Raw genomic sequence first — 18,967 nt, forward strand, 5'->3', positions numbered from 1 at the left:
TTGGAAAAAATGTGTCAAGTGATATATTTCTGACGGACACCGCCGTAACCGTTAGAAAGGATTGACGTCATGACCGAGACGAAGCGCCCCCGCCGTTCCACCGAAGGGGGCTATGCGCGCGGCGAGGAGACACGCCTTCGCATCATCCAGGCAGCCATCGAGCTATTCGGCGAGCACGGATTCGTCGCGGCTTCGACCCGCGACATCGCGGCGAAGGCCGGCGTCAACGCGCCGGCATTGCAGTACTACTTCGAGAACAAGGAAGGGGTCTATCGGGCCTGCGCGGAGCATCTGGCCGACGAGGTATGGAGCAAGTTCGAGCCGGTCGTGCAGCGCTCGGCGGCGACGCTCGAGACGGCCGACGACGATGCATCGCTGATCGAAGCTTTCATCGAGTTGCAAGACGTCATGATGGATAAAGCGTTACAGGCACCGAGCGCGCCGGCGCTGAAGCTCTTTTTCGTGCGGGAGCAAGGCGGACAAGAGCCCCAGATCGCGACCGACATCATCCAGGAGCGCGTCCGTCGCCCGTTGAACAAAGTCGCCACCCGGATCATCGCGAAGATCTGCGGCACGGCGCCCGACAATCCGCTCGCGACCGTCCGCTTGATCGCCTTGCACGGCCAGTTCTCGCTGTTTCAAATGGCGCCGCGCAGCATGCTGACGCTGCTCGGCTGGTCCAGTCTCGATGCCGAGAAAATCGCATTCGTGAAGCAGACGGTTTTTTCGAACTCGCGCGCATTGCTGCAGATGTGGGCCACCGAGCGCGCCGCAACGGGCGCGGCGGCACATTGCGCTGCCGACGACAAACCGGAAGGCGCGTCCCCGCGCCGCAAGAAAGCCGCGCCACGCGGCACCGCGCGCGGCTGATAGAAAGAGAAAGCCGCCTGCTTCAAACTTCGAGCGAGTTCGAGCGAGCAGTTCGCTACGCGTTACTCGAAAGGTGAGCGTTTCCGGGATCTACTCGATGGCGGCCAGCCGGCACCGCCTGCGATAAGGCTCCTCCGCTAGCGGAGCGACGCATAAGGTGAGCGTTTTCGGGAGCCGGCGCGCTAGGCTCGTTCGAGCGGCCGACATCCGCGTGAAAGGGCGCCTGCCTAGATGCCTAAACACCTACACCGTCCCGCACAGTGTGCTCGCATAGAGCGCGAGCATCCGCTCGCTATCCACGTCGACGCACACTTCGCACGACGGCCGGTTATCCCATTGCGGAGCGGGCGCCGCGAAGTTGGCGGGCTTTTGGATCGTATGGCCCGCCGCGATGCCCTCGGTCAATACGCGAACGGGCCCGCTGCGCGTCTTATAGAGTTCCGGCGCGAGCAGATAGGCAACGGCCGACGCGTCGTGCACATAAATGCCTTCGAGTGCCGCGCTCGAGCGGTGGAAGGCTTCGTAGTGCCGGGAAACGTCCCAGACGAACTGCCCGGTCTCGCCGGCGTCGTCTCGCAGTTTGGCGAGATAGCCCGTCGTCATGATGGTGCTTTCCGTCACGTCTAGACCGACGATGGCAACGGGCCATGCGGCACCGAAGACGATGTCGGCCGCGTCGGGATCGCCGGCCATGTTCGCCTCGGCCGCCGGCGATACGTTGCCGTTCGCGCCGTTCGTCCCGAACGCGCCGCCCATGACGACCACCTGCTTGACGAGCCGCGCGATGTCCGGCTCTTCTTGGACCGCCAGCGCGAGGTTCGTCAGCGGACCGACGGCGATCAGCGTGACCTCGCCCGGGTGCGCCCGAACCGTATCGATGATGAAGCGGTGCGCGGGACGCGCATCGGGCGCGGTGTGGGTTTTCAACCGCAGTTGCGTCTGCAGATTGCCGAGGCCGTCGTCGCCGTGAATCCAATCGACCGGATCCGGCGCGGCGCGCTTGAGCGGCGCCGCCGCGCCCCGTGCAACGGGTACGCCGGGCGCGAACCGCTCGACCAGATAGAGCGCATTGCGCGTCGTCGTTTCGATCGTCGAATTGCCGAACACGCTCGTGACCCCAAGCAGTTCGATCCGCGGGTGCAGCGCCTGAAAGACGAGCGCCATCGCATCGTCGACACCCGGATCCGTATCGTAGATAACCTTATGCATGCGCGTACTCATCAGTCACTCACAGGTCACAGGTAGAAAGCGTCGGGCAATTGTTCGCGCGCCGTCGTATCGCGCGTATCGCCCCGCATATTGCCGAGCCGGATCGTAAGATCGGGCCCGCCCAGTTCGATGATGACCTGTCGACACGCGCCGCAGGGTGCGATCGGGCCATCGGTATCGCCGACGACCGCAAGCGCCGCGAACTCGTCGCGCCGGCAGCCCGACGCGATCGCGCTGAAGAATGCGGTCCGCTCCGCGCAATTGCACAGGCCGTACGAAGCGTTCTCGACATTGCAGCCGTCGAACACACGCCCGTCCTTCGTCAGCAATGCGGCGCCCACCTTGAATTTCGAATACGGCGCGTATGCCCTTTCGCGTGCCGTCGTCGCTCGTTCGAGCAATTGTTCCAGCGTCATTTTGTTAAACCCTCTTCGACTGACTCGACTCGTTCCCGCAGATCAATGGAAGGTCAAAAACATGCCGGCGATCGTCGCGCTCATCAGATTCGACAGCGTTCCGGCCAGCACCACGCGCAGTCCGTAACGCGCGACTTCCGAACGGCGTTCGGGCGCGACGGCGCTGAAGCCGCCGGTCAGCACGGCGATCGAGGCGAAGTTCGCGAAGCCGCACAGCGCGAACGACAGAATCGCGAGCGTGCGCGGCTGCAGCACCTGCAGCCCTGCCGCCGCCACGCTCGCCGAATCCTTCAGATACGGCGACAGCGACGCATAGGCCACGAATTCATTGAGGATGATCTTTTGGCCGAGAAAATTCCCCGCCACGATCGCCTCGTTCCAAGGCACGCCGATTAGATAGGCAAGCGGTGCAAATACAGTGCCGAGAATCGACTGCATCGAAAGATTCGGATGGCCGAACCACCCGCCGATGCCGCCGACCAAACCGTTCAGGAGTGCAATCAATCCGACGAACGCGATCAGCATCGCACCGACCATCACCGCGATCTTCAGGCCGACTGCCGCGCCGGAGCTTGCCGCCTCGATCACGTTCGCCGGGCGCCGCTCGTCGAAACTGAGCTGCTCGAGCTGCACGCGGCTCGCCTCCGTCGTCGGATGGATGATCTTCGCGAACAGCAGCCCGCCGGGCACGGCCATGAACGAAGCGGCCAGCAGGTATTGCATGGGCACGCCGAGGCCCGCGTAGCCGGCCAGCACCGAGCCGGCCACCGCGGCCATGCCGCTCGACATGACGGCAAACAGCTCGGCGCCGGTCATGTCGCGCGCGAACGGTTTGACGACGGCCGGCATTTCGCTCTGCCCCAGAAAGATCGTCGTGACGGCCGAGAACGATTCGAGCTTCGAGACGCCGAGCAGCCGCTGAAACACGGTTCCCAGAACGATGACGATCCAACGCATGATGCCGACGTAATAAAGCACGGAGATCAACGCGGTCACGAAAATGATCACGGGCAGCACCCGCACGGCGAATACGAAACCGCCGTCGCCGAAAAGCGCGAACATTTTCGATTGATCGAGGCCGCCGAATAAAAACTCTATGCCGGCATTGCCATAGTCCAGAACATGATTGATGCCGGCGGCCATATCGGCCAATACGACTTTACCGACCGGTACGAATAGCACGAATGCGCCGATCGCTACCTGCGCGAGCAACGCGCCGACGATAGTGCGCGGCTTGATCGCGCGGCGGTTCGTCGAAAATAGAAACGCGATCGCCAATAGGGCGGCCATACCAAGCAGGTTTCGAGCGATCGGGGCCATGTCTCTCGGAATTATGAAGTTCTGTTGATGGCAGCGATGCTATACGAAACGCTAGCCGAACGAAAAGCACAATTGCGCTTTTCGTTCGGTTCCGCCGGCGCGAACCGCGCGAATGCGGTGCTAAAACGCCCCTAAAGCTATCCTAAAACTATTAACTATTGAATGAGGAACTTGTCGCGCCGCTTGCCGAGCCATCCCGGCGCCCGCCCGCGCCCGCTCCAGGTCGCGCCCGTCTTCGGATCCCGGTATTTCGGAGGCAATCCACCCGTTTTACGCGACGCCGACCGTTTGCTCGAAAAGCCAAGCTCCTCGGCCGTGATGCCGTACTCCGCAATCTGCTCCTTGATCTGCTCGATCGTAGCGGTCAGCTCTTTTTCGCGCGCTACCGCCATTTGAGCTTGTACCTTCGCCATCTGCTCGGTCAACTGCTTGTACGTCGCCATGGATCATCGCCTCCTTTGATTAACGGTTAACGCTCCTCTGACTGCCCGTTCGAGTAAAAGTGCAATCGCCGGGCCTCTACATACGGGTCTCTAGATCGATAAGCAGCAAGCATTGGGCCTTGGCTATGCAGCGATTGCCCGATGCATGACCAAGGCACGCCGGCTCATTGTTTAGCCTTGCAGGCAAACAGCAGCTTGTGCTGCCCGTCGGCGTCCGATTGCTTGAGGATGTCGATGTCGCCGCCGCAAATGGCGCGCGCATGCTCGGTGCAGTTGTCCCAAGCGCTGCTCGCGGAGCACTGGACGACCGTCGTCGGGCGCCCGTCGCCCGTAAAGAGCGGCGCACCGCCGCCGCATCCCGCGAGGACGGCCGCGCATGCCGATGCCGCCGCCGCGGCTCGCGCGAACGCGCGGGCACGCGAATGAAAGAAAGACGTGTCCTGCATTGAACGAACTCCTTTGGCCTAACGTCGTTTTTTTCGAATGGCCGAGTATGCCACGCCATAGCGCGCGCGCCGTGACAGCAATGCCTCTATATGTCGTCGATCGCTCAAATATCGATTCCCAGGGCAGCGATCTTTTTATAAAGCGTGGCGCGCCCCATGCCGATGCGCGCAGCCGCCTCGGCCACGCGGCCGCCGGTCGCGCGCAGCGCATCGCCGAGAAAGCGGCGCTCGAAATCGTCCATTGCCTGCGCATACGACGCTGCTTCGTCCGCTTGCGCGCGCAACCGGAGCGTGGGCTCGCCCGCCTCGGCGGCCACGCTCGGCACCGGCAGTCCCGCGGCGCCGATGAACGGCGCCAGCGTGCGCGCGTCGATGCGCTCGGTATCGGACAGCATGACCGCACGTTCGAGCGTGTTGCGCAACTCGCGTACGTTGCCGGGCCAATCATGCGCCGCCAGCAGCCGCAACGCATCGTCTTGCAATTCGAAGTGCCGGCCATGCCCTCCGCGGCCGGGGGCCAAAAGCTCCTCCAAGATTGCGTAGGCCAGCGCTTCGATGTCAGAGCGCCGAGCCCGCAGCGACGGCGCGTGAATCGTCAGAACATTGAGCCGGTAAAAGAGATCCGCGCGGAACCGTCCCGCTGCGACGAGCGCGGCTAAATCGGCCGACGTGGCCGCGACGATCCGCACGTCGGTCCGCACGATCCGGTTCGAACCCAAAGGTTCGAACTCCTGATCTTGCAGCACGCGCAACAGCTTGCCTTGCAGCGGCAGCGGCATGTCGCCGATCTCGTCGAGGAGCAGCGTACCGCCGTGCGCGAGCTCGAACTTGCCCACGCGGGGGCGGCGTTCGGCGCCCGTATAAGCGCCGGGCGCCGCCCCGAAGAATTCGACTTCGAGCAGCGTATCGGGAATCGCGGCGACGTTGACGGTCACGAGCGGGCCGCTCGCACGCGCCGATGTTCCGTGAATCGAATGCGCGAGCAACTCCTTGCCCGTACCCGTTTCGCCGAGCAGCAACACCGGTGAATCGACGTTCGCCGCGCGACGCGCCTGCCGCTTGACCTCCAAGCTGGCCGCGCTCGTGCCGACGAAACTCGCGAGCGTGTATTTCGCCCGTCGCGCCTGCGCGAGCGATTGCCGGGCGGCGGCCAATTCCTCCTGCATGCGCGAATAGTGGGAGAAAAGCGGCGTCAGCGATTTCATCTCGTCGAACAACGCGAAGCCGATTGCGCCGGCTGTCTTGCCCGATTCGTCCTCGAGCGGCAAACGCGTCACGACGAGCGGCTCTCGCCCGTTTTCGAGGACGTCGAGCAAAATGGGCTTGCCCGTCTGCACGACTTCGCGCATCAGGCTGTTCGGGATGACGGCCTCGCAGTCGAGGCCGATCGCTTGCCGCGTATCGGTAAAACCAAAGCGAGCGGCATAGCGTTCGCTGATCCAAACGATGCGCGCATCGGCATCGACGATCAGCGTGCCTTCGCTGAAATTCTCGAACGCCTTGAACAGCGAATTCATCGCGCGGCGCACGATCGCGCTGTAATCGACCGGTACGCCGATGAGGTCGGTCATTTCCGAGTTGTCTCCATGCTGGGCCGCTTGGCGAAACGAGTCACCAGCATTGGCGCCGATTCCTCGATTCGACGATTATTCTCTAAGTAGAGACAGCATATCTCAGAACAGAGACGGCGCCAAAAATCATTATGAATTCATGGGCATAAGACACTTCTGATTTTCCGGATCGGCGAAAAATCTCCATTTGGAGATGCGGCCACCCGTGATAGAACCGATTTTCGCGCAAAGCGAGCGAGCGGACCGCGCGCAACCCACGTCGGCAAGCAATGGCATGGAACGTGCAATAGGCGCTCCCTGCATTTTTCCCGTGCGCCCGCTCGCACTCACAATCACAATTTGGAGACCCGATGTCGTTCGTCATCGTTCTTGCCGCATTGGCGTTCTTGATGTTCGCCGCCTACCGCGGCTACAGCGTGATTCTGTTCGCACCGATCGCCGCCCTGGCCGCCGTCTTGCTGACCGATCCCGCCGCCGTCGCCCCAGTGTTCACCGGGATCTTCATGGAGAAGATGGTCGGCTTCGTGAAGCTGTACTTCCCGGTCTTTCTGCTCGGTGCGGTCTTCGGCAAAGTAATCGAACTCGCCGGCTTTTCCGAGGCGATCGTAGCGGCGGCCATTCGCTATATCGGCCGCGGCCGGGCGAATGCCGTCATCGTCGCCGTGTGCGCATTGCTGACCTACGGTGGCGTATCGCTGTTCGTCGTCGTGTTCGCGGTCTATCCGTTCGCGGCCGAACTCTATCGTCAAAGCAACATTCCGAAACGCCTGATGCCCGGCGCGATTGCGCTCGGCGCGTTCTCGTTCACGATGGATTCGCTGCCCGGCACGCCTCAGATTCAGAACATCATTCCGAGCGCATTCTTCAAGACGACGGGATGGGCCGCGCCGGCACTCGGCACGATCGGCTCCGTGTTCATCATCATCGTGGGGCTCTCGTACCTCGAGTGGCGCCGGCGCTCGGCGCTGGCCAAGGGCGAGGGATACGGCACCTCGCTCCTGAACGAGCCCGAGCATCTCGGCACCGCCGCGTTGCCGCACCCGCTCGTGGCGATTGCGCCGCTCGTGCTCGTCGGCGTGGCGAACTTCGCGCTCACCAAGCTGATTCCGCAGTGGTACGGCGCGGGCACCTACACGGTACCGCCCGACGTTTTGCCTGGCGTACATGCGCCGTTGTCCGCGACGATCAAGACGGTCGTCGCCGTGTGGTCCGTCGAAGGCGCGTTGATCGCCGGCATCTTGCTCGTCGTCGTCAGCGCGTTCAATCGCGTGCGGACGCACTTCGCGGCCGGCACGAAAGGCGCGGTGGCCGGTGCACTGCTCGCCTCGATGAATACCGCCTCGGAGTATGGGTTCGGCGGCGTGATCGCGGCATTGCCGGGGTTTCTCGTTGTCGGCGGTGCGCTGAAGTCGATCCCGAACCCGCTGGTCAACGCCGCGGTCTCCGTCAGTTCGCTGGCGGGCATCACGGGCTCGGCGTCAGGCGGCATGAGCATCGCGCTCGCGGCAATGTCGGATTGGTTCATCAAGAACGCGACGGCCGCGCACATTCCACTGGAAGTGCTGCACCGGGTCGTGGCGATGGCAAGCGGGGGCATGGATACGCTGCCTCACAACGGAGCCGTCATTACCTTGCTGGCCGTGACGGGGCTCACGCACAAAGAGTCGTATCGCGACATCTTCGCGGTGACGGTGATCAAGACGCTCGCGGTTTTCTTCGTGATCGGCGTGTATTACGCCACTGGGATCGTTTGAGTCCGCTCTTGCGCTAACGTACTCCTGGCCGCCGCCGCCCGCGCTCGAACGAAATGATGTTCCACGCGCGCGCGCAGCACCCCTTCGAGCACGGCGAGCTGTTCGCGAAGTCGAACGGCTCGCTTTTCCGTCATGTCTTCCAGGACGATTCTTTGCTCAAGAAGGTCGCCGCACCGGGTCACGACCCATCGCTCGACCGCGGCGTTCTCAGCTTCGAGCAACTCTGCCGCCAACGAGACGACACTGAGGCTCGGGCTCGATACGAGATGAATCGTGTGCGTCAACTTGAAGCCCGGAAGACAGTGCAACCAGTCTTCGCGGATGGCTGGGGAGAGGGTATCGGGTTGCATAGATGCTCCGGATGAATGTTATCGAACCGGTGCCAGCTACGCTGTTCCCGCTTCGTTGCCGCAAATCGGCCGCATCGCCTCGAAGGCGTCCACCTTGCCCGGGAAGGCAGGTTGGCGTCGGATAGTCCGACTCTGGATGCATTGCTTCTTACATTTCGTTCGATATCTCGAACGAACTTCCATTATATCGAAAACTCGAAAGGCTGCACGAAATATTGCCTTCGCGTGCGCGTAGGCGAACAGTAAGACTGCCGGTGCAAGACTAGACGGCCGCGAACACCACCGCGCCTTGATTGTCGACCTCGGTGAAGAATCGCATGAACCGATACGCTTCGCCGTTGATGTTCAGTTCGTTGAAGCCGGACCCGGTCGCTTCGAGAATGGCATCGGCGAAATCGTTCTGGATCACGCCGCATTTCGGGAGGTTCTCGTCCGATTGGGTGACGTCGCCGACGTAAAGCGTGCTGGTACCGTTGCTCCGGCTTCTCACCATGACCAGATGGCCGCCTTTGTTCAGAGCAAGCTCCAAGTACTCCGATAAAGTGGCCATTGCTTCCACGCTAGATACGGCGTGCTGTCCAGAAGTCGACTCCATTGCGTACCCCCGATTCTTCAACATCCGCTAGACATCGTACTCCACGGAGCGGGCAACTGCGTGACTGTAACGCTTCGAATTGCTCTAAGCGGTCGCCTTCGACCGCAGCCGAGGACGTCCCAATGCCTCCCGCGCATCGTCGGTTTGGTCATGCTCGAAAGCGTCATAAAAGGCATCCAACTCCGGTGCCGTCAGGCCGACCTCGGCGCTCAGCGCCACGTGTTTCCAGTGTAGGACGGCATCGAGCACCTGGGCCAGAATCGACAGAGCCTGCGGGCGAGACAGCGCAAAATAGTTGCACGACTTGAGTAGCATCTCGACTGTTTCGATGGGCCCCGCATCCTCCGTAAGCCATGTCTTGGATTCCCGCAGCTTGTCCGGCATCGGATTCAAATCGAAGGCCGGCGCCAGTCGCCATAGCCCGTTGCCGTCATACAGAAATCCCAAGTTCTGCAGGTGATCGTCGGTGTTGGTGATGAGCAGGTTGAAGACAAGCCGCCGCCACAACTGTTGGGCGTCCTCATCGGGGCGAACACATCGCTGTTGGATGATGTCGACGATTTCCGTATAGGCGCGATCCTCCTGACGCGAGGCCTGAAGCATCGATGCTGCCGATAAATACGGAATGCGCCTGTCTTCGCCGACCCGGTCGAACCGTTCGATCAGTGCAATGGGCGTGCCGTTTATCGTTACGCAACGAGAACCCGCCGCTTCGATACCGGCATTGCGAGCCAGCCTCAGGGCGAGAACCTCCGCTCGGGTAACGTTGATGGTGTCGCTGACACTCGGGAACTTCCCGATCGCAAGCCTGCCGTCTTCATCGAGCACGGTGCACTTCGGCCGCATCCCGCCAAGCGATGTACCCTTGCCTTGCAAGTAGCGCAAGTCTTCCGAAGTCTCCTTGCTTGTTTCGACCGCTCGGGTGGCCCGATATATCTGTTCCAACTCGATGAACGGCGGCGTAGTGCGGCGGCCCTCATCCACGGTGCGAAGATACTTGCCCTCCTTGCAAAAACGCAAGGCGCCTACCCGGCTGAAATCATCCACGGCGCACAGATAGTCGAGTTCATTGAGTGGCGCGAGGGCGGGGTCAGCTCGCCGGGCTTTGGCATGCGCACGTTCGATCACTCGGCGGCCCCACGCGTCCGGCTCGGTGTCGGCCAAAGCAAAATGAAACACCGAGTCCCGCGGATTGGCCGCGCGTCTCGGTTGATAGCCCGGTTGCAGAGGCAAATCTGGGGAGACCTCGAAACGATCCGGATGATTCAGCCAGCTATCGGCATAAGCAAACTGGGATACCTCTCGTCGCCCTTGGCTGACGTAGTTCACTCTTCCAACCGGCAGGCCGGAGGCCCCGAGATGGACCTCCAGTAATTCGCTCACACCGAGCCTGGCCGTCTTGCTCTTCATGGGCAACCCTCAAAATGCGTTGGTCTTTTTCTTACGGACCCGAACGCGTTGAGGCAACTGTTCATCCATCAACGCGAGTCCGATGTCGTCCTGCCCACTATCGAGCAACTCGCTCAGCCGGCCAAGTTCGCCAAATAGGTGCATGACCCGCGCGAGGACGTGGATCTGCATACGAGGATCTCCCGCCTCCAATCGCTTGATGGTGCTTAGCCCGACAGCGGCTCGATCTGCGAGCGCCTGCTGGGTCAAGCCTCTCCTGCGGCGCGCACGATTGATATCCTCGCCTAGCTTTTTAAGCGTTCGCTCGGCCGGAGTGGGTAGAGGTCTGTCCGCCTTACGGTCTCCCACAGGACCTTTAACGACTTTAGTGGCTCCCATGAGAACCGTTATAGCAAACGCTCCAGTAAATTTCAAGCCGCAACCACATAAAGTGTCCCATCAGAACCTTTAAAAGCTATAACAGTCCCTATGAGGATCTTTACAAAAATAACGAGCAACCGCTGCCGCACCTCGATTCGCCATGGCCCGGCCGTCCAACGCTACCCGGCCGAGCCAGTTCCCTCCCGCTTAAAATACGGGACATTACGTTACATCCGATTCTCACGACCGGAGCCGGTTTCGGCATCCCCAACGCTGCACGCATCTCAACTCCATGCGCCTCCTCCACACTTCAGACTGGCATCTCGGCCAGAATTTCATGGGCAAAAGCCGGCATGCGGAGCATCAGGCGCTCATCGACTGGCTCATGGCTCGAACCGAAGAACACGCCGTGGATGCCGTTCTGATCGCAGGCGACATCTTCGATACCGGCGCGCCGCCCAGCTATGCGCGCGAACTCTACAGCCAGCTCGTCGTCCGCCTTCATGAGGCCGGCGTGGCGTTGCTGCTCCTGGGCGGCAACCACGACTCCGTCGCCACATTGCGGGAAAGCAGCGCCTTGCTCGAATATCTGTCCGCGCACGTCGTGCCCTCGGCGCAGGCACCGGACAGCCAGGTGCGGGTGCTGCCGACACGCCGCCGCGACGGCGCGGCCGAACCGGGGTGTGTCGTTTGTGCGATTCCGTTCATTCGCGCTCGCGATGTCATGCAAACCGAGTTCGGACAGAGCGCCGAAGACAAGCAACAGCTTCTATTGCGTTCCATCCAGGGGTACTACCAAGCGGTGTATGAAGCGGCCGACACGCTTCGAGAAAAGCTTTCCGCCGAAATCGGCAGGAAGCTGCCCCTGATCGCCACGGGCCATCTCACCACAGTCGGCGCCAGCGCGACGGAATCCGTGCGTGAAATCTATGTCGGCGCGCTCGATGCTTTTCCGACCGCGGCGTTTCCGCCCGTCGACTATCTAGCGCTCGGGCACATTCATCGTCCCCAGAAGGTCGCCGGCCTCGAGCACATCCGCTATAGCGGCTCGCCGATCGCACTGAGTTTCGACGAAGCGTCGCAACAGAAAGAAATGCTGCTCGTCGAGATCGACGAATCGGGACTCCACCCGATCACGCCCCTTCCCGTCCCGGCGTTCCAAAAGCTCGTTGCGTTGCGCGGCAATTTGAAATCGCTGGCCGAGGACTTTCGGCGCGTTGCGCAAGACGCCACGCATGAACGGCCGGCATGGCTGGAAGTCACCGTGGCCGAAGACGACTATCTATCCGACCTGCCGGCGCGCATTCAAGCCATGGCCGAAGATTTGCCCGTGGAGGTGCTGCGGATCCGCCGCGAGCGAGGCAATGCCCAGGCGCAACTGAGCGATGAATCGGGTGTCACGCTCGACGAACTCGATCCGCACGACGTATTCGCCCGACGATTGGAGCAGGAAGAGCTGGCCGACGATTTGCGCGCGGCGCTCACCGAGCGCTACCGAGCGATCGTGGCCTCGACCGCGGAGGACGCGGCATGAAGATCCGCAGCCTTCGCCTCAAGAATCTGAACTCGCTCAAAGGCGAGTGGCAGATCGACTTCATGAAGCCGCCATTCTCCGAGAACGGCCTGTTTGCGATCACCGGCCCGACCGGCGCGGGAAAATCGACGCTTCTCGATGCGATCTGCCTCGCGCTCTATCATGAAACGCCTCGGTTGAAGACCGTTTCCGCATCGGCGAACGACATCATGACGCGCCACACCGCCGATTGCCTCGCCGAGGTCGTGTTCGAGGTAAAGGGCGAGGTGTATCGCGCGTTCTGGAGCCAGCGGCGCGCACGCGACAAGGTCGACGGCGCGCTGCAGCAGCCGCGCGTCGAACTCGCCACGGGCGACGGCACCATCCTGACGAGCCATGTCAGCGAGAAACTCAAGCGGATCACGGAGATCACACGCCTCGACTTTCCCCGCTTCACTCGTTCGATGCTGCTTGCACAAGGGGGCTTTGCGGCCTTCCTGAACGCGAACGCGAATGACCGGGCCGAACTGCTCGAAGAGCTGACCGGGACCGAGATTTACGGCGAAATCTCGCGCCGCGTATTCGAGCAAGCCGCGCAGGCGAGAGACACACTCAAACAGCTTCGCGCGCAAGCCGACGGTGTGGACCTGCTGACGAAGGAGCAGCGAGAAGCCACGCAACTGGACATCGCGGCGCTCGCCGATCAACGAGACACCATCAACAATCATGCGAAGGTGCTTCGCGAGCATCGTCAATGGCGCGTCGATTTATCTCGGGCGGATAGCGACGTCAAAACCGCCCAAGATCGCCTGGCAAAAGCGACCGACGCGATCGAGGCAGCCGCCGCGGACCTGGCGCGACTCGCATCGAGCGAGCCCGCGGAAGCGTTGCGGCCGAAATACGAAGCCCATCAAAACGCGGCGACGACTGCTCGCAAGACAGAAAGCGATCTGGATACGCTGCGAGGTCATCGGCAGGCGAAGCGCTCGACGCAGCGCCGCGAACACGCCCTCGCCGCGCAGCTCGCCGAACGCATTTCAGCCGATGTCCACGATTCGCTGCAAGCCCTTGAAGCCGAAAAGCGTGGGCTCGACACGTTTTGCACGGAGAACAAGCATCACGAATCGCTCGGTGCCCAAATCGGCGCCTGGCGACAGCAATTCGAACAGCGCCGGAAAACGACCGTCGACATCGAAGCACGAGAAAAGGCGCAGGGCGAGTTGGCGGCAAAGGTCTCCGAAGAGCGCGAAAAGCGCGTACGTCAGGCGACGACAGTCGAGCTGGCCGAAAAGGCCGGGACCGCAGCCGATGCGCAGGTCAAGGCGCTCGACGCCGCCCAGCAACAGCGCATGGCCGGCAAGACGCTCGTTGCACTGCGCCAACATTGGCAGTCCGCGCACACGAGTCTCGGTCAATGGCAAAAACTCGAGGAACTGGCGAGGCTTCGGCGTGAGCAGGCCGGCGAACGCGAATCGCTCGCATCGGCGCTGAAGACCGCCGAGGCGGAAATCACGGAGCGCACGGCCAAACTCGGCGCGCTCCAAAGCGATACCGAAACGCTGCGCGCTCAGGCGAACGATAAACAAACGCTGCTCGAACAAGAGCAGATCATTCGCAGCCTCGCGGACCATCGGGATCGACTACAGCCCGGCGAGGCTTGCCCGCTTTGCGGCTCGCTCGACCACCCGGCCATCGCCGACTATCGAGCGATCGACGTATCGGCGACTCAAACGTCCCTGCGAACGCTTAGGGAAAAAATCCAGGCATCCGAGAAGCAGTTACGCGAAGCCGATCACCTGCTGGCGACGAGCCGCGCCGGACGGGACCAGCAAGCCACACGCCAAGAGCGCCTTCTCGCGCACATCGAGCAGAGCCAAAACACATGGATCGAACTCGCAGCGTCACTCGCTTCCGAGCGGCCGATCGCGCCGACGGACTGGTCCCAAGCGGACATGCTGGAAGCGCGCCGCGAGTCCGCGGAGCACACTGCCGCTGCGTTGAAGCAGACGCTCGACGCGGCTGAAAAGGCCGAAGAAGCGCTGATTCATGCGCGCGACCGAAGCGCGCGATGCGCCCAGTCGCTCCAGGAAGCCCGCGGCACCCATGCTGTGTTGGAGAAGTCCATCCAAGGGATGACCGACCGCCAGACCGAACTTCGACAGGAAATCGCGGACCTTCGCATCGGACTCGGAAACGACGAGGCCCAACTCCTCGCCTCGATTCGCGAAGCAGGAATCGAGCAGCGCGATATACCAGCCGATGCCGAGCTCTGGCTGAAAGCTCGCGCGGGCGAATGGCAAAAGTGGCAAGGTGCGCAGCAACGCTTGCAGACCGTGTCGCAGGAACGCGTTCGTCACACCGATCGATTCGAAAAGTCTCGGGCCGAACTCGACGCCTGGAAAGAAAAGCTGCGCGCACTTGCCGACGATGCAACCGCGGATGCCGCGGAAAGGGACGAGCACGCACGCTTCGACCTTTCCACCATCGGCGATCCAACACAAGCGCTGCAGGCATGCGCGCTTCGGGTCGAGAAGCTGGTTTCCGAGTTGGCGACGCTGAATGGGCGCGTCAGCCAACTCGAAGGGGCGCTGGCGCAGCAACGCGCAACGGCAATCGAAGCGAACGCGGATTGGCAAGCTGCGCTCGGGCAAAGCCCGTTCGCCGACGCGGCAGCGTTTCTCGCCGCCTTGCTGCCGCCGGAAGAACGCAAGCGGCTGCAGGGCATCAAGCTGCAACACGAGCAGGACAGACAAACGGCCGTTGCGCTGCTTCAGTCGACACAGGACAAGCTCGCCCGTCTCCAAGCGCCGGCCCGCACGGAAGCCACACTCGACGAGCTAAACGCGCAACTCACGGCGGCCGAAGCGCAGACGACGTCGATCAACGAACAGCTCGGCGCAAAGCGCGAGCTGCTGACTCGCGACGATACGCTGCGTGCCAATCAACAGGCCCTCTTCACGCGGATCGAGGAGCAAACGAAGGAATCGGACGTGTGGCAGCGCCTCGATTCCCTGATCGGCTCCGCGAGAGGGGACAAGTTCAGAAAGTTCGCGCAAGGCCTGACGCTCGACCATCTGCTGAGGCTGGCGAACAAGCATCTGGACCGCCTGCATGCACGCTATCTGCTGCGGCGCAAATCCACGGGCGAACTCGAATTGGAGATCGTGGACGGATGGCAAGCGGACGTCACCCGCGATACGCGCACGCTCTCCGGAGGCGAAAGCTTTCTGGTCAGCCTAGCCCTGGCATTGGCCTTATCCGATCTCGTGAGCCACAAGACGTCGATCGAATCGCTGTTCCTAGACGAAGGCTTCGGCACGCTCGACAGCGATACCCTGGAAATCGCGCTCGATGCACTGGATAGCCTCAACGCCAGCGGCAAGATGATCGGCGTCATCAGTCACGTCGAAGGTCTCAAGGAGCGTATTGCGACGCAAATCAAGGTGGAAAAGGGCGGCGGAATAGGACATTCTCGCCTCGTCTTCTGATGGCCCAGCCGCTCGGACGTCTCGCCGAGAATGCCCTCGCCATAGGCACGGCGTTTGCGGCTTCGCCCTGGCGTATTTTCTTACGATCCACCGAGATGCCTTGCTTGCCGTAGCATAGGCATCGACTTCATCCCGTCCGGAGCGATCGATGTCCATCACGCAGAGCAAGCTGTTTCTCATCACGGGCGTCAGCAGCGGCTTCGGCCGAGCGCTGGCTCAGCAGGCCTTGGCTGAAGGCCATCGCGTCGTCGGTACGTTGCGCGACCAAGCCGCGCTCGGCGAATTCGAGTTGCTCGGCCCCGGCCGAGCCATCGGCAAGCTTTTGGATGTCACGCACACCAACGCCATTGCCGAAGCCATCGCCGACGTCGAAGGCAAGGTCGGCGCGATCGACGTGCTCGTCAACAACGCCGGCTACGGGTACGAAGGCATCCTCGAAGAATCGGCGCTGGCCGACTGGCACAAGCAATTCGACGTCAACGTGTTCGGCGCCGTCGCCATGATTCAGGCCGTGCTGCCCTACATGCGCCGGCGCAAGCGCGGTCATATCGTCAACATCACGTCGGTCGGCGGCTATATCACCTTGCCGGGACTGAGCGCCTATCACGGCACCAAGTTCGCGCTCGAAGGCATTTCCGAGAGTCTTGCGCAGGAGGTCGCCGGCTTCGGCATCAAAGTGACGGCCGTCGCGCCCGGCGCGTTCCGCACCGATTGGGCCGGCCGTTCGATGGTGCGTGCCGAACGTTCGATCGCGGACTACGATGCGGTATTCAATCCCGTACGCGAACGCCGCCAGGAAATCAGCGGCAAGCAGCCCGGCGATCCGGTCAAGGCCGCGCGCGCCATCCTGGAGATCGTCGCATCGGACAACCCGCCCGTGCACTTGCTGCTCGGACCGGATGCAGTCAAGCGTGCACGCGACAAACTCGATTCGTTGCGTGCTCAAATCGATGCATGGGAATCGCTCTCGACGTCGACCGATTTCTCGTCGTGAGCCGTGACCGTGATTCGTCATTTGTGATTCGTGACTCCGGTCAGCGGCTCACGAGCGCAAGCCGAACATGCCGTGCCAGAGCGTGGTGAACAAGCCCGCGTGTGCGGCCGCCTCGGCTTGCGGAGTTTCGCTCTCCGGCGCGTCCGGCGGCGCGGCGGGCGGAACCTGCGCGCGCGCCGCCGCTAGCGCGGCAATTCCATCGGCGATGCGCGCCGCGAGTGCTTCATCGCACCCGCGGCCGAGCAACACGCCGAACACGACATCGCGGTTATGCCCTCGCTCGGCGTAGCGCATCGCCTGCGCCACGAATTTCTCGTAACGCTCGCGTTCGGCCTGCGCTTCGCGCTCGGCCCGTTCGCGCGTTTCGCGCGCCTGCCGTTCTTCTTGCTCGCGCAGCTTGCCCATTTCCTCCGCGAACACCGCGTCATAGACGCGTCGCTGCTCGGAGTCGGACAAGATCGCATAAGCCTGCTTGATTTCCTGGAACGCATCGTGCGCCGCGGCCTCCCGGCCCTTGTTGCGATCGGGATGCGCGCGCATCGCAGCCTTTCGGTACGCGCGCTTGATTTCATCGTCGGAGGCGTCTTCGCGCACGCCTAGCGTGTCGTACAGCGTCACCATGTCCCCTCGAGGAAAAAAGTTGCCGGCCCACCGATGCTATCACCGGGCTCGCGCGAGCGACCGCCAGGCGTTGCGTCGTGTCGCGAAACGGCGCGCGGCAGGTCCACGGCGAATGCGCGGCAATGAAAGCTAAATGTTAGAAATGTGTTTACCGCACGACGGCGCGGGTGAACGCATCTGGCAAGCGCGCGAATAAAACGCGCGTCTAATCGGATTAGTCACGCAAAGGGCTTGATTTCATCGCGCGCTTAGATTTGAATGACGAGGCTTCGAGATCATGGCCGCGTATTGAGAGAGTGCGCGGCAAGCCGAACCCAGTCATCCGTTGCGAAACGTTTCTTCTAAAAGCCGTTCGTTTGAGGAAGAAGCATCGCAACCAACGGGTTTCGACGCGAAAACACATAACTTCCACTATAGAAGCGGGCCTCTAAATGAGCGAAAAAAAGAAAGCGCTGGTCGAAACCGCAACTCGCCTATTTTCCCAGTTCGGTTTTCACGCCGTCGGCATCGATAGAATCATCGCCGAATCGCGCGTCGCCAAGATGACGATGTACAAGCACTTCCCTTCCAAAAGCCGTCTAGTCGTCGAAGTCCTGAACGAGCAGGGCGCGGCATTGATGGCCGGAATCGCCGCCGCGGTGGCCGCGCATACCGATGCGCTCGACAAACTCCATGCGATCTTCCTGTGGCACGACTCCTGGTTTCGGTCGGAAGCGTTCACCGGCAACATGCTCATCCATGCGGCCGCGGAATTCCATGCCGAAGAGAACGAAATTCTCGCGGCATCGGAAGCCCAGCGCCGTGCGTTCGTTCATTCGCTCGAGCGCATTCTCGGCGAACGCTTCGACGGTGAAACGGCCACTCGGCTCGCGCGCCGCTGCGCGCTGTTGCTCGACGGCGCCACGCTGGCGCGGCAACTGAGCGGTCGCGTCGATTCCGCGCGCGACGCGTGGGAAATCGCGCAGGCCCTCGTCGAAAACGAACGTATTCATGTCGCCTGACGATCGCCGGCGAGCAGGCCGGCGGTGAGAAAATTCGGGAGCGTCAAGCCCAAGCGCACACTGTGTGGCGCTTTGTGTTCGCGCACTTATAAAAGGCGCTGGCGCGACCGGACTTCGCGATACACTCATCGGCATGAAATGGGCGCGAGGCATGCTTGTCATGCCTGTCGCCGGTTGCGCCATGCGCGCGCGGCGACAGACAGAAGCCAACGTAAGCCCGTACAATCGCTTGACCCACGACTCGAGGAAATGTTCGATGCGCACCACCGGCTCTTCCGGGGCAATGACCCTGCTCACCGAAATCCACGAAACGGGCGGACATGTCGTCCGTACATTGCGGCTTGAAGCGACAGAGGACGGAAAAAGCATTCATCTGATCGAAATCGACGAACGCAAGCCCGGCATCCACCGTGAAGTGCGCTACGAGATCACGCCGGCCGAACTCGTCGCGGCCATTCGTGCTCATGGGGCAGAATTACCGGGCGAACAACACGTTCGCTGAATTTACCGAAAGCCAACGCGACTCAACCCCGCCCCTCGCTCTCCGTTTGCAAGCATCTGCGGCGGCCATGATCGCCGTCGCAGGTGTATGACACTTGCTCCGCC

At 62.0% G+C, this 18,967-nt stretch carries 18 protein-coding genes and 1 riboswitch; of the genes, 7 read left to right on the forward strand and 11 right to left on the reverse strand.

From position 1 onward, the window contains the following. Positions 1 to 69 precede the first annotated feature (69 nt). The gene (locus DWV00_RS01690) at positions 70 to 870 is read left to right on the forward strand and encodes a CerR family C-terminal domain-containing protein (protein WP_245964671.1); all 801 of its coding nucleotides are present in this window, start codon (positions 70 to 72) and stop codon (positions 868 to 870) included. A gap of 243 nt (positions 871 to 1,113) precedes the next feature. On the opposite strand, the gene DWV00_RS01695 is transcribed toward DWV00_RS01690, so the two are convergent. From DWV00_RS01695 to DWV00_RS01720, 6 genes are all read right to left on the reverse strand, one after another. Next, positions 1,114 to 2,079 carry a nucleoside hydrolase gene (locus DWV00_RS01695; protein WP_245964672.1) on the reverse strand — a complete coding sequence of 322 codons (966 nt, stop codon included), beginning with the start codon at positions 2,077 to 2,079 and terminating at the stop codon, positions 1,114 to 1,116. A gap of 26 nt (positions 2,080 to 2,105) precedes the next feature. Beyond that, positions 2,106 to 2,495, reverse strand: a complete 390-nt coding sequence (locus DWV00_RS01700) for a cytidine deaminase (RefSeq protein ID WP_115531789.1) — start codon at positions 2,493 to 2,495, stop codon at positions 2,106 to 2,108. A gap of 42 nt (positions 2,496 to 2,537) precedes the next feature. Then, positions 2,538 to 3,815, reverse strand: coding sequence for a NupC/NupG family nucleoside CNT transporter (locus DWV00_RS01705; RefSeq protein ID WP_115531790.1), 1,278 nt, complete (start codon positions 3,813 to 3,815; stop codon positions 2,538 to 2,540). A gap of 155 nt (positions 3,816 to 3,970) precedes the next feature. Further along, a complete protein-coding gene (locus DWV00_RS01710) occupies positions 3,971 to 4,258 on the reverse strand; it encodes an H-NS histone family protein (protein WP_115531791.1) in 288 nt (95 codons plus the stop codon). Positions 4,259 to 4,422: 164 nt separating this feature from the next. Beyond that, positions 4,423 to 4,704, reverse strand: a complete 282-nt coding sequence (locus DWV00_RS01715) for a hypothetical protein (RefSeq protein ID WP_115531792.1) — start codon at positions 4,702 to 4,704, stop codon at positions 4,423 to 4,425. A 104-nt stretch (positions 4,705 to 4,808) separates the two neighbouring features. After that, positions 4,809 to 6,275 (reverse strand): sigma-54 interaction domain-containing protein, encoded by a 1,467-nt coding sequence (locus tag DWV00_RS01720; protein WP_115531793.1) that lies wholly within the window; start codon positions 6,273 to 6,275, stop codon positions 4,809 to 4,811. A gap of 350 nt (positions 6,276 to 6,625) precedes the next feature. Here DWV00_RS01720 and DWV00_RS01725 point away from each other — a divergent pair, with 350 nt between their 5' ends. Then, positions 6,626 to 8,029 carry a GntP family permease gene (locus DWV00_RS01725; RefSeq protein ID WP_115531794.1) on the forward strand — a complete coding sequence of 468 codons (1,404 nt, stop codon included), beginning with the start codon at positions 6,626 to 6,628 and terminating at the stop codon, positions 8,027 to 8,029. Here the strand turns inward: DWV00_RS01725 and DWV00_RS33875 are convergent. The 4 genes from DWV00_RS33875 to DWV00_RS01745 form a co-directional block, all read right to left on the reverse strand. After that, positions 8,008 to 8,379 carry a hypothetical protein gene (locus tag DWV00_RS33875; protein ID WP_181885315.1) on the reverse strand — a complete coding sequence of 124 codons (372 nt, stop codon included), beginning with the start codon at positions 8,377 to 8,379 and terminating at the stop codon, positions 8,008 to 8,010. The two genes, DWV00_RS01725 and DWV00_RS33875, sit on opposite strands and share 22 nt — an antisense overlap. 41 nt (positions 8,380 to 8,420) lie before the next feature. Beyond that, positions 8,421 to 8,524, reverse strand: a riboswitch (SAM-I-IV-variant riboswitch). A gap of 117 nt (positions 8,525 to 8,641) precedes the next feature. Beyond that, positions 8,642 to 8,929: a hypothetical protein gene (locus DWV00_RS01735; protein ID WP_245964673.1), complete on the reverse strand. Its 288-nt coding sequence runs from the start codon at positions 8,927 to 8,929 to the stop codon at positions 8,642 to 8,644. A gap of 129 nt (positions 8,930 to 9,058) precedes the next feature. Then, positions 9,059 to 10,384 (reverse strand): type II toxin-antitoxin system HipA family toxin, encoded by a 1,326-nt coding sequence (locus DWV00_RS01740; protein ID WP_115531796.1) that lies wholly within the window; start codon positions 10,382 to 10,384, stop codon positions 9,059 to 9,061. A 9-nt stretch (positions 10,385 to 10,393) separates the two neighbouring features. Beyond that, positions 10,394 to 10,762 (reverse strand): helix-turn-helix domain-containing protein, encoded by a 369-nt coding sequence (locus DWV00_RS01745; protein ID WP_115531797.1) that lies wholly within the window; start codon positions 10,760 to 10,762, stop codon positions 10,394 to 10,396. A gap of 274 nt (positions 10,763 to 11,036) precedes the next feature. Between DWV00_RS01745 and sbcD the strand changes: the two genes are divergently transcribed. The 3 genes from sbcD (at position 11,037) to DWV00_RS01760 (ending at position 16,739) form a co-directional block, all read left to right on the forward strand. Continuing rightward, entirely contained in the window at positions 11,037 to 12,278 is a 1,242-nt protein-coding gene (gene sbcD, locus DWV00_RS01750; protein ID WP_115531798.1) for an exonuclease subunit SbcD, read from the forward strand. Beyond that, entirely contained in the window at positions 12,275 to 15,745 is a 3,471-nt protein-coding gene (gene sbcC, locus DWV00_RS01755) for an exonuclease subunit SbcC (RefSeq protein ID WP_115531799.1), read from the forward strand. Before sbcD ends, sbcC begins: the two co-directional genes overlap by 4 nt. Before the next feature lie 154 nt (positions 15,746 to 15,899). Beyond that, on the forward strand, positions 15,900 to 16,739 hold the full coding sequence (locus tag DWV00_RS01760; RefSeq protein ID WP_425452706.1) for an oxidoreductase: 840 nt from the start codon (positions 15,900 to 15,902) through the stop codon (positions 16,737 to 16,739). A gap of 48 nt (positions 16,740 to 16,787) precedes the next feature. On the opposite strand, the gene DWV00_RS01765 is transcribed toward DWV00_RS01760, so the two are convergent. Continuing rightward, positions 16,788 to 17,360: a J domain-containing protein gene (locus DWV00_RS01765; RefSeq protein WP_115531801.1), complete on the reverse strand. Its 573-nt coding sequence runs from the start codon at positions 17,358 to 17,360 to the stop codon at positions 16,788 to 16,790. Positions 17,361 to 17,791: 431 nt separating this feature from the next. On the opposite strand from DWV00_RS01765, the gene DWV00_RS01770 reads away from it, so the two are divergent. Both DWV00_RS01770 and DWV00_RS01775 read left to right on the forward strand, forming a co-directional pair. Next, entirely contained in the window at positions 17,792 to 18,361 is a 570-nt protein-coding gene (locus DWV00_RS01770) for a TetR/AcrR family transcriptional regulator (protein ID WP_115531802.1), read from the forward strand. Positions 18,362 to 18,617: 256 nt separating this feature from the next. Further along, the gene (locus DWV00_RS01775; RefSeq protein ID WP_115531803.1) at positions 18,618 to 18,863 is read left to right on the forward strand and encodes a hypothetical protein; all 246 of its coding nucleotides are present in this window, start codon (positions 18,618 to 18,620) and stop codon (positions 18,861 to 18,863) included. Positions 18,864 to 18,967: the final 104 nt, after the last annotated feature.

It is taken from the genome of Trinickia dinghuensis, from assembly GCF_003367175.1.
GTDB classification, from domain to species: domain Bacteria; phylum Pseudomonadota; class Gammaproteobacteria; order Burkholderiales; family Burkholderiaceae; genus Trinickia; species Trinickia dinghuensis.